The sequence below is a fragment of the Streptosporangium longisporum genome, assembly GCF_039534895.1.
GTDB classification, from domain to species: Bacteria; Actinomycetota; Actinomycetes; order Streptosporangiales; family Streptosporangiaceae; genus Streptosporangium; species Streptosporangium longisporum.
Genome location: NZ_BAAAWD010000023.1, coordinates 1 through 9,871 on the forward strand (window position 1 = coordinate 1; position 9,871 = coordinate 9,871).

Sequence of the window (9,871 nt, forward strand, 5' to 3'; positions counted from 1 at the left end):
GCCCGCCGATGTACCCCAGGAAAGGACCCGGTTGCGGGCGAGGATCAGCACGCCGCGCCGCGAGAGCCGCTGCCGGTGGGTGTAGAGCAGATAGGCGGCCCCGGCCCGGTGCAACCCCACCGCGGTCTGCGGTGCCGGCGCACCCCTGGACGCAGATCGACTCTCAGGCCGGGCGCGGACCAGCTCGTCCTGCTCGCGGCTGGATGGTGGACCACGATGTCGCCGCATCGGCCCGGACCCGGGGCCGTTCGATACTCGGCTGCCACGTCCGGCTCGCCACCCCAGCCGTCGCTCCCGCCTCTCCCGGATCCTCCCCGGTGCCCTGGCGTCATCGAGGAGCTCGTCCTACGAAGCCGGTCAGCCGCCACCGGCGTCCGGCGACCAGCCGAAACGACGCCGTACGGACCACCCCGCGCGGGTTCGCGGGCGCATCGCCCGGTAGAACGCGGTGGAAGGACCGGGGGGCACGCCAGTCGATCACCATCGGCTGCCGTCCGGGACCACCGGCATAGAGTTGGCCGCCGGCCGATCGATGTGATGTCCGATGTATGAGTGTAGTAGAGTAGCGCTGCCCGCCGTGCTCGGCCCGGAAGACGGCGGGGCCGAAGTCAACGGGGCCGAACCGACAAAACCCGGCCGTCCGGTCGTTCCTCCAGCTCCTTGGCCTGGGGCTACTGCGTCTTAGCCCAGCTCTCGGCGCTTGTATGTAGCGGTTCGCCCGCGACCCGCCTCGCCGACGACGACCGTTCAACAGTGCCCCGTCTCGTCATCCGCGACGGCCGCCCTCGCACCTCCGCAGGTAGGCCGCTCGACGTCGAGTCCGTCGCGAGTCGTCGCCGCAGTCCACCCGTCGATTTCCCTGTCGAGTCGGTCTCGTCGGGCCCGCCGCCCGGGTCCGGCACCGGTCATCCGCATCACCCCCTAAGTGTTAACTCGGTAAATAATAACCGAGTTACCGCCTGTAGGCTGGAACGTCGTGACAGGGCTCGTGAACGCCAAGAGACGGCAGGAAGTCTGCGTAGACGATCTCGGCGTACGGCCGTCTCGCTCTTCCTGGAGCGGGGGGTTCGAGAGGTGTCGGTCGTTCGGAGGGGTCGCGGCGGTCGGCTGAGGTCTCCAAGCGACGCTTGTTCAAGTACTTCCCGATCAAGGGAGGACCGTCCTGACCGCATCTCCGACCATTCGGGCGAGGCCGCCCGGTTCGTGCGGACGGAGACGGGGCCAGGCGGCCGCTGGAGGGCTGGCACCGGCACTTCCTGGCCGGTCTGGAACGGTCGGGACCCCGTGACGGGGCTCCTCACGACCATCCGAGTGCTCGCTACCACCGGGATGGGTCTTCACCACGCCCGCCATGGCGGGCGCGGGTCTTCCGGTACATGGCCCTGGACGAGGAGGCGCTCGCCGTGGCGCTCACCGACGGGTCACCGACGACCTCACCGCCGCGCTCGTCGCCGGCAGGTGCTGACCGTGCAGCGGGTGCTGGCCCGGCGCAACTGGCAGGTGCTGGTGGAGGGGGAGACGGCCGAGCGGGCCCATCCCGCGGCCGTCGCCGCCGCCGACCACGCCTTCGCCCTGCTCCCGGCGATCGGCTGACCACCGCCGGCCCGGCCCGGCCCGGCCCGGCCCGGCGGTGCGGGGGCGGCGGCGCGTCCCCCGTGGGGGCGGGCGGCCCGTACGCGCCGCCCCGCCGTGGTGCTCAGCCCGCGACCTCGGTGCGAGGTCGGCCGACCACAGGGTGTGGAAGGAGCCCTCGCGGTCCACCCGCTGGTAGGTGTGCGCGCCGAAGAAGTCGCGCTGCCCCTGGATCAGGGCCGCGGGCAGCCGCTCGGCGCGCAGCCCGTCGTAGTAGGCCAGCGCGGTCGCGAAACGGGGGCCGGGATGCCCAGCTCCGCGGCCTTGGACACCACCCGCCGCCAGGAGTCCTGCGCCAGGGTCAGCGCGTCGGCGAAGTAGGGGGCGGCGAGCAGGGTGACCGGCTTCTCCTCCGCCTCGTACGCCTCGCGGATGCGGTCCAGGAAGACGGCGCGGATGATGCAGCGCCCCGCCAGATCGTGGCCAGCGCGCCGAGGTCGACGGTCCCACGCGTACTCGGTGCTGCCGGCCCGGAGCTGGTCGAAGCCCTGGGCGTAGGCGACGATCTTCGAGGCGTACAGCGCCCGCCGCACGTCCTCGGCGAAGTCCTCGCCGAGGGTCCCGGCCGGCACGCCCGAGGGGCCGGGCAGGCCGCGCGCGGCGGCCCGCAGGTCCGCGTGCCCCGACAGGGAGCGCGCGAACACCGCCTCGGCGATGCCGCTCACCGGGACGCCCAGGTCAAGCGCGATCTGCACCGTCCAGCGGCCGGTGCCCTTCTGCTCGGCCCGGTCGGCGATCACGTCGACCAGCGGCGTACCGGTGACCGCGTCGACCTGGCGGAGCACCTCCGCGGTGATCTCGATCAGGTACGAGGACAGCTCGCTCCTCGTTCCACTCGGCGAAGATGTCCGCCAGCTCCGCCGGGGTCCGGCCGAGCCCCTGCCTGAGCAGGTCGTAGGCCTCGGCGATGAGCTGCATGTCGGCGTACTCGATGCCGTTGTGCACCATCTTCACGTAGTGCCCGGCCCCGTCGGGGCCGATGTGCGTGCAGCAGGGCACACCGTCCACCTTGGCCGCGATGTCCTCCAGCAGCGGACCCAGCGCCTGGTACGACTCCTTCGAGCCGCCGGGCATGATGCTCGGGCCCGAGCAGCGCGCCCTCCTCCCCGCCGGAGACCCCCGCCCCGACGAAGTGCAGGCCACGCGCGCGCAGGTCGGCCTCACGCCGGCGGGTGTCGGCGAAATGGGCGTTGCCGCCGTCCACCAGCATGTCGCCCGGCTCCAGCAGGGGGGCGAAACTCCTCGATCACCGCGTCGGTCGGCGCCCCCGCCTTGACCATGATCAGAATGCGGCGCGGGCGCTCCAGTGCCGCGACCAGCTCCTCCGGGGTGTCACAGGGGACGAAGGTGCCCTCGTCACCGTGCTCCTCGATCAGTGCCTTCGTCCTGTACTGGGAGCGGTTGTGCACCGCCACCGCATGTCCGTGCCTGGCCAGGTTGCGGGCGAGGTTCGCCCCCATGACGGCCAGCCCTGTCCACACCGATCTGTGCCTGCGTCATTGAAAACCTCCAGCTCGGAGAAACCGGTCTCGTGACCGGAAAGCAGAACACGGCGGAATGCCGTGGGTGAATTCATCGAAAACCTGAGCGAATGATTCCGGACGTCACCACTGTCCATGACCTACGCGAACCACACGACGGGCGTTCACGTTCCGCTCCCGTCCAATTTTTCACGTCCGGTATCTCCGCCGTGCACCTACCCCAACAAAAGGCACCAAGAGGACATCGGGAACCGTGCCGGCCGGTGGACGGAGCGCTCTTCCGCGGCACCGTCCGCACCCGGTGGGAGCGGGGACGCACCTCGCCCGGCCCCGGGCCGGTCAGGTCCCGGGCCCCGCTCAGGCTGCGGGCCGCTCAGATTCCGGGCCCGCTCAGACTCCGGGCGGCTCTGGCCCCGGGCGGCGAGGGGTCAGCGGCCGAACCCGGACAGCGAGCTCTCCCGGCCGACGAGGCCGCCCAGGCACCGGTAGACCCGTACCCCGTCCTGGAACCGCGCCTGGGAGGGCGGCAAGCACCGTCCCGTGCCACCTGCTCTCCCGGTCGTTGCGCTGGTCGTGCATGGAGGCGAACATCACCGTGCCCGAGCAGACCTTCCTCACCGCCGGGTGATCCTCCAGGGAGGCCAGGTCGCCGATGCGCGTGCCCTGCGGCAACGGGGCGATCGCGTACGTCTGCCACGAGTGCGGTCGCCCGCAGTCGATCCGCCGGGCCGTGGTGTCGCCCGCGATCGAGACCAGGCCGCCCCAGCACTCCGCCTTCGCCGGGCACGCGGCCCCCGCCCCCGCCACCCTCGCGGCCGGGCAGCCCTGGGTGGACCGTGGCGATCCCGAACCCCTGGGAGGCGCCGGTGCTCGGGGCCGCGTTCTCGGCGCTCCCGGTGCTTCCGGGGTCCTTGGCGGCCTGGTCGTCCTCGGCGGCGCCGTTCTGCACCGCCGGGACGTCCGCCGGGGAGGTGGGCGGAGTCGCGGTTCTCCATGAAGATCAACCCGATCCCGACCAGCAGCAGGATCACGAAGGCCGCGGCCAGCGCGGCGAAGACCCGCACGTTGGACGGGGGCGTGTGCCGGCGACCGCCCCCGGAGCCCGGGTGTTCGACGTTCCCCTCAGGCCCGGCGACGTCGAGTGCGAGCGCGCCGGCGCACCCCCGGTGACGTCACGGACCACCGGTCCTGCGTACGCCGGTCCCGCGTACGATGCCCCCGGCGCGCGGCGGGGAGAACGCCTCGTGCCCCTCGGCGTAGGCCACCGGCCGGCCCGGAACGCGGCGGGACCGGGGTCGAGGCAGGGGGCGGGACGGGCGAGGCGACCGGCCCGCGGGGTGGAGGACCCGCCCGGGACGGACCGGTCCAGGCGCAGGTCGGTGAGGGCGTCGCGCAACGCGGACACCGACGGGGTGCGGAGCGCCGGGTCCGGCGTCATCGCCGCCCTGAGCACGGCGGTCAGCTCCGGCGGCACACCCGGGATCTCGGGGATCGGCAGCCGGTGCAGGGCCATGATGACCGCGATGTTGACCACGCCGCTCTCCGGGAACCGCGGAGGACGCCCCGAGAGCAGCGCGTACAGCGTGGCGGCCAGGGAGTACACGTCCCCGGCGGCCGACGGCTCGGTGAGCTCGAACGCCTCGGGCGGGGCGTAGGCGGGGGTGAGGGACTCGCGCGTCACCGACGCCTCGGCGCCCGAGGACGGCATGGTGGCCAGCCCGAAGTCGGAGAGCACCACGTTGCCGTACCGGTTGATCAGGATGTTGGCGGGCTTGATGTCCCGGTGCAGCACCCCGGCGGCGTGCGCGGCCGACAGCGCGTCGGCGATCCGGATGCCGATGTCGGCGACCTCGGCCGGAGGCAGCCGCTGCTCGGCCCGCATCCGGTCGAGCAGCGACCCGCCCGGGCACAGCTCCAGGACCATGTACGGCCGCCCGTCCGGCAGCACCCCGGCGTCGTAGACGTGGGCGACGTGCGGGTGACCGGACAGGGCGCCCGCGGAGGTCACCTCGCGCATGAAACGACGCCGGTCCCGCTCCGAGACCAGCACCCGGTTGTCCACCTTGAGCGCCACCTCGCGCTCCACCGCCAGCTGCCTGGCCCGGTAGACGATCCCGAAACCGCCCTGGCCGAGCACGCCGGACACCTCGTAGCCCGGCACCGCAAAGGCGCCTGCTTCGGCCACCTGCCACCTCCTGGAGACGACCGGCAGATTACCGGACATCGACGATGTGCCGGTGGAGAGCCCGGCCCTCGCGGGCTCTGGACCTCCCGTCCGGCGGGACGGCGGCCGTGCCGGGCGCCGTTCGCCGGATCCGGCCGAGCCGTCCCGAGCCGTCCCGAGCCGTCCCGAGCCGTCCCGAGCCGTCCCGAGCCGTCCCGAGCTGTGCGGAGCGTGCCGGGGCGTGCCGGGGCGTGCTGGGCCGAGCGTTCCGTCACCCCCGGCCGGGCGGCCGTGCGGGGTGCGCCGTCCCCGTCAGGTCCGGTCGAGCAGGCGCGCGGAGGCCGTCCGTCCCGGGCCGGCGGCGTGCTCGTCGTCGAGCCGCGCCAGCAGCGCGTCCCAGCGGGCACCGATGGTGCCGAGGTCGTAGCCCGCCGCCGTCCGCACGGCACCGGCACCGAGCGCGACGCGCAGCTCCCGGTCCTCGATCACCCGGCAGAGCGCCTCGGCGAGCGCCTCCGGCCGTCCCGGGGGGACGAGGAACCCGTTGTACCCGTCCCGGACGATCTCCCTGGGACCGTGCGGGCAGTCGAAGCTGACCACCGGCACCCCTTTGCTCATCGCCTCCAGGATCGTCATGCTGAACCCCTCGTGGCGCGAGCTGACCACGTGGATCGAGGCTCGCGACAGCTCCCGGCCGATCTCGGCCGAGCTGCCCATGAGCAGCATGCTCCCGGACAGACCGGCCTCCTTGATCCGGGCGCGCAGCTTGCGCTCGGCCTGGGTCCTGCCCCGCCCGTAGACGCGCAGCACCCAGTCGGGATGCGCCGTGGCGACCGGCTGCCAGGCCTTCACCAGCAGGTCGAAGCCCTTGGCGTGCACCAGCCTGCCGATGGCGATCACGACCTTCTCGTCCAGCTTCGAGACCTCTCCGGCGAGCGGGGGCACGGCGTTGGGAATGCGCAGCAGCATCCGGGGCGGCGGCCTCAGCGCCCTGCGGTAGCGCTCCAGGTCCCTCTCGGTGAGCGTGACGAAGGCGTCCAGCCTGCCGTAACGCCGCTTGATGAGCCGGACGACCCCGGGGGAGTGCATGTCGAGGGCCACGTGTTCCTGGCCGATGGTGATCACACCGGGTGGCGCGAACAGCGCGGTGATCAGGTTGAACCCCGGCCGGGTGGAGATCACCACGCCGGTGCGCATGGACCGCAGGAACCGGACCGTGCGCAGGTCCGTCAGGAGCGAGAGCGCCCGGTAGGCGTTCTCCCCCCCGCGGGACCAGCACGCTCGGCACGCGCGCCAGCAGCGTCGCCACCATCCCCCGCGGCCGGGTCCTGTCGTCCAGGAACGACACCCGCACGCCCGGCGGGATCGGGAAGAACGGCTTCTCCGCGGTCCGGAGCACGCTGACGATCTCCACGTCGCGCTCGCGCGCCAGATGACCGGCCAGGTTCAGCACCGTCCTGATGGTGCCGCCCATCCCGTAGGCGTGCTGCAGCAGGATCCGGATCGTTCCCGTGGACGCGGCCGGGGCACGCCGAGCCCGCCTGGCGTTGAGCACCCGCAGCAGCAGGAACGCCGCCCGCAGGCCGATCCCGAGCGCTCTGCGCACTGCCCGCCTGCCCAGGCGCCCGACGCGCCGCGGCACGCCCGTCTCCCGGCGCGCGACACGGCGGGACACCGCCCGTCCCCGGTGCGCCGCCCGCCGGAGTGCCTCCGGTACGTGCCGTCCCAGGCGCCCTTCGCTCTCCCGAGTCTTCCCCGACATGTTGAGAACCCCCCGCCGGTCTCGCCCTGCCTGCGTCTCATTCCCCGAGCCGCCCACCCCAAAGCGTGCAGACCGGACACGAGGTCCATGCGGGGGCCCCGGCCTATGCTGTTCCCTCCGGACGAGGGGAGCGTGCCGTTCCCTCCGGGGGGGAGGGGAGCGGCGGTGGGCGGACGGGATCCGGATCGGCGGCGGGCACTGCTCGACGCCGCGGACCGGGTGATCCGGCGCGAGGGGCCCGAGGCGTCCATGGCGTCGATCGCCGCCGAGGCCGGGATCACCAAACCCATCCTCTACCGGCACTTCGGCGACAAGAGCGGGCTCTACCAGGCCCTGGCGAACCGGCACGTGCGCACCGTGACCGGCCTGCTCCGCCCGGAGTTCGACCGCGCCGGGACCGACCTGCGCAGCCGTGCCCGCACCACGATCGACGCCTACCTGAAGATGATCGCGGCCAACCTGAACCTCTACCGTTTCCTGTTCCACCGCGCCGGGGCCGAGGACAGCCGTACCCACTCCCAGATGACCGCGATCGTGCGCGGCCTCGGGGAGGAGATCGGCACGGTGATCGCCGCCGAGGGAGCCGTACCCGACCCGGTCCGCGCGCAGGTGCTCGGGCACGCCTTCGTCGGCATGGTCCAGGCCACCGGTGACTGGTGGCTGGAGCACCCCGAGGTGGACCGGGCCGAGGTCGTCGAAGGGCTGGTCACCGTGATCGTGGCGACGATGTCGGCCACGCTGCCGCGCTGACCGCTTTTTCCGCCGTGCTCCTGCACGGTCCGGCCCCTCGTCTCCCCGACGGGGTCTTCTACGGGCGAGGCGCCTGTCAGGTTCCACGGGTGAGGCGCTTGTCAGAAAGACGTCTTCCATGGGCGAGTTCTACGGGCGAGGAGCTTGGCAGGGCGACGCGGGGCCGCCGGTCCGTGCCCCTACTCGCCGAACCGGGACAGGCGTCCGCGGGTACGGGCGTGCCGTAGCGCCCACGCGAACAGGGCCAGCGCGCCGACGAGGTAGACGGCGTCGAGCAACGTCGCCCAGGCCAGGCTCTGCCACGGAACGGCGCCGCCATCCAGGACCGTCCGCATCCCGGTGAAGACATGGGTGGCCGGAAGGAACTCCGCGACGACCCGGAGCGGAGCGGGAAGCGTCTCGACCGGGTAGAAGATCCCCGACAGCGGTTGCACGACGAAGACCAGCGACCAGGCGATGACCTGGGCGTTCTGACCGAAGCGCAGCACCGCGCAGATTCCCACCAGGCCCAGGGACCAGCCCATCACCAGCAGCAGCGCCATGAACGGGACCAACCCCGCGCCCATGCTCGTGATGCCGAAGCCGTAGAGGGCGAGAGCCATCACCGAGATGAACGCGACGGCGAAGAGGACCTTGCTGAACGAGAACACGATCAGCCCGATCACGTACTCGACGTTGGAGAGCGGGCTCACCTGCACGTTCAGTAGATTCCTGCTCCAGATGTCCTCCAAAAAGGCGATGGAGATCTCGTTGCTGGCCTTCTGGAGCACCTGCCACAGCAGGACCGCGCCGAGCAGGAAGGTGGCGACGAAGGGCACCCGCTGCGACTGCAGGAAGACCGTGACGAAGCCCCAGACGGTCAGCTCGATCATGGGCCAGAAGATGATCTCGAACATCCGGACCGGGCTGCGGCGAAGCGCCGCGAGGTCACGGAAGACCACCCCGCTGATCCGCCGCCTGCGGGCGGCCATGCCGAGCGGGGGAAGGGTCGCCGTCATGGTCGCGCCACCCCCCGTCATGAGCGTGCCACCTTGAGAAAGACCTCCTCGAGGTTCTCCGCCCCGTAGACGTTCGTGAGCTCGGCGGCACTGCCGCTGGCCACGATCCCTCCCTGGGACATGAAATGGATCCGGTGGCACATCCGTTCCACCTCCTGCATGTTGTGCGACGTGATGAGCATCGCCCGTCCGCTCTCCGAGGCCACCCGGACGAGCAGGTTGCGGATCCGGTCCCCGGCGTCGGGGTCGAGGTTGGCGGTGGGCTCGTCCAGGATGAGCAGGCTCGGCTCGTTGATCAGGGCCTTGGCCAGCTGTACACGGGTGCGCTGGCCGGAGGAGAGCTCCATCACGCGGCGCCTGCGCAACGGGCCCAGGTCCAGCAGCTCGACGACCTCCTCGACCCTGGCCCGGGGCCTGCGCACGGCGTACAGCCGGGCGAAGGCGGCGAGCACCTCCCGCACCTGCAGGACACCGGGGAGATCGACATAGCTCGCCGCGAAGTTGATCTGGCTGAGCACCTCGGTCCGGTGGCGGTCCAGATCCAGGCCGAACATGCGGATGCTGCCGCTGTCCGGTGTGATCAGCCCGAGGAGCATGTGCAGTGTCGTCGACTTGCCGGCACCGTTGGGACCGAGCAGCCCGACGACCTCGCCCTTGCCGACGGTGAGGCTCACCTCCCGCACGGCGGTCACCGAGCCGAACCTCTTCGCGAGCGCCAGAGCCTCAAGAATCACCACCAGGCAAGCGTGCGGTTCGCCGGCCGGACGGGGCAATCGGTTTTCGCCGCCGGTGAGGCGCCCGACGCGGTCTTGATTTGACGATGTGGTTCGAGGTTCATAAGCTTCACGGACCCGAGGGAGACGGCGTTGACGCCGGGCCTCGGAACCCTCACTGACGATCTCAACCTCCACAGGGCTTCGGTTCTGGAAGAGGGCGATTCGACATGAATCGGACGAGGTAGTACAGTAAGGGATTCCCCCGAAAAGGGGACGTCTGAATTCCGGAAGACCAGCTTGATCGGGTCGGTTTGACACGAAAAAGCGGGGCTGAAAGAATAAGGGCATAACGAAAGAACAAAAAGAAT

9 protein-coding genes and 1 pseudogene are annotated in these 9,871 nt (G+C 71.5%); 3 read left to right on the forward strand and 7 right to left on the reverse strand.

Features of this window, described 5'->3' with window-relative positions; genetic code table 11:
* Positions 1–1,467: 1,467 nt before the first annotated feature.
* Positions 1,468–1,593: a hypothetical protein gene (locus ABD832_RS36640; protein ID WP_344905476.1), complete on the forward strand. Its 126-nt coding sequence runs from the start codon at positions 1,468–1,470 to the stop codon at positions 1,591–1,593.
* A gap of 195 nt (positions 1,594–1,788) precedes the next feature.
* Here the strand turns inward: ABD832_RS36640 and ABD832_RS42415 are convergent.
* The 3 genes and pseudogenes from ABD832_RS42415 to ABD832_RS42425 form a co-directional block, all read right to left on the reverse strand.
* Positions 1,789–2,417: pseudogene (locus tag ABD832_RS42415) on the reverse strand (NADP(+)-dependent, decarboxylating phosphogluconate dehydrogenase); the annotation flags it as partial.
* Entirely contained in the window at positions 2,311–2,706 is a 396-nt protein-coding gene (locus tag ABD832_RS42420) for a hypothetical protein (RefSeq protein WP_425582719.1), read from the reverse strand. The gene ABD832_RS42420 and the pseudogene ABD832_RS42415, both read right to left, overlap by 107 nt.
* A gap of 86 nt (positions 2,707–2,792) precedes the next feature.
* Entirely contained in the window at positions 2,793–3,092 is a 300-nt protein-coding gene (locus ABD832_RS42425) for an NAD(P)-binding domain-containing protein (RefSeq protein WP_425582720.1), read from the reverse strand.
* A gap of 673 nt (positions 3,093–3,765) precedes the next feature.
* Between ABD832_RS42425 and ABD832_RS36650 the strand changes: the two genes are divergently transcribed.
* Positions 3,766–4,110 carry a hypothetical protein gene (locus tag ABD832_RS36650; protein ID WP_344905458.1) on the forward strand — a complete coding sequence of 115 codons (345 nt, stop codon included), beginning with the start codon at positions 3,766–3,768 and terminating at the stop codon, positions 4,108–4,110.
* Positions 4,111–4,140: 30 nt separating this feature from the next.
* Here ABD832_RS36650 and ABD832_RS36655 read toward each other — a convergent pair whose 3' ends face one another.
* Both ABD832_RS36655 and ABD832_RS36660 read right to left on the reverse strand, forming a co-directional pair.
* A complete protein-coding gene (locus ABD832_RS36655; RefSeq protein WP_344905461.1) occupies positions 4,141–5,298 on the reverse strand; it encodes a serine/threonine-protein kinase in 1,158 nt (385 codons plus the stop codon).
* A gap of 291 nt (positions 5,299–5,589) precedes the next feature.
* The gene (locus tag ABD832_RS36660; protein WP_344905464.1) at positions 5,590–6,474 is read right to left on the reverse strand and encodes a glycosyltransferase; all 885 of its coding nucleotides are present in this window, start codon (positions 6,472–6,474) and stop codon (positions 5,590–5,592) included.
* Between the two features lie 730 nt (positions 6,475–7,204).
* On the opposite strand from ABD832_RS36660, the gene ABD832_RS36665 reads away from it, so the two are divergent.
* On the forward strand, positions 7,205–7,789 hold the full coding sequence (locus tag ABD832_RS36665; RefSeq protein ID WP_344905467.1) for a TetR/AcrR family transcriptional regulator: 585 nt from the start codon (positions 7,205–7,207) through the stop codon (positions 7,787–7,789).
* A gap of 179 nt (positions 7,790–7,968) precedes the next feature.
* Here the strand turns inward: ABD832_RS36665 and ABD832_RS36670 are convergent, their stop codons facing one another.
* Both ABD832_RS36670 and ABD832_RS36675 read right to left on the reverse strand, forming a co-directional pair.
* A complete protein-coding gene (locus ABD832_RS36670) occupies positions 7,969–8,808 on the reverse strand; it encodes an ABC transporter permease (protein WP_344905470.1) in 840 nt (279 codons plus the stop codon).
* Positions 8,805–9,524 carry an ABC transporter ATP-binding protein gene (locus ABD832_RS36675; protein ID WP_344905473.1) on the reverse strand — a complete coding sequence of 240 codons (720 nt, stop codon included), beginning with the start codon at positions 9,522–9,524 and terminating at the stop codon, positions 8,805–8,807. The genes ABD832_RS36670 and ABD832_RS36675 overlap by 4 nt, the downstream gene beginning before the upstream one ends.
* Between the last annotated feature and the right edge of the window lie 347 nt (positions 9,525–9,871).

Bases quoted from the DNA above. Each gene is read 5' to 3' on its own strand.
- ABD832_RS42420 (WP_425582719.1), bottom strand. From the start codon at position 2,706: ATGCCCGGCGGCTCGAAGGAGTCGTACCAGGCGCTGGGTCCGCTGCTG.
- ABD832_RS42425 (WP_425582720.1), bottom strand. From the start codon at position 3,092: ATGGGGGCGAACCTCGCCCGCAACCTGGCCAGGCACGGACATGCGGTG.
- ABD832_RS36650 (WP_344905458.1), top strand. From the start codon at position 3,766: ATGCGCGTGCCCTGCGGCAACGGGGCGATCGCGTACGTCTGCCACGAG.
- ABD832_RS36660 (WP_344905464.1), bottom strand. From the start codon at position 6,474: ATGCGCACCGGCGTGGTGATCTCCACCCGGCCGGGGTTCAACCTGATC.
- ABD832_RS36670 (WP_344905470.1), bottom strand. From the start codon at position 8,808: ATGACGGGGGGTGGCGCGACCATGACGGCGACCCTTCCCCCGCTCGGC.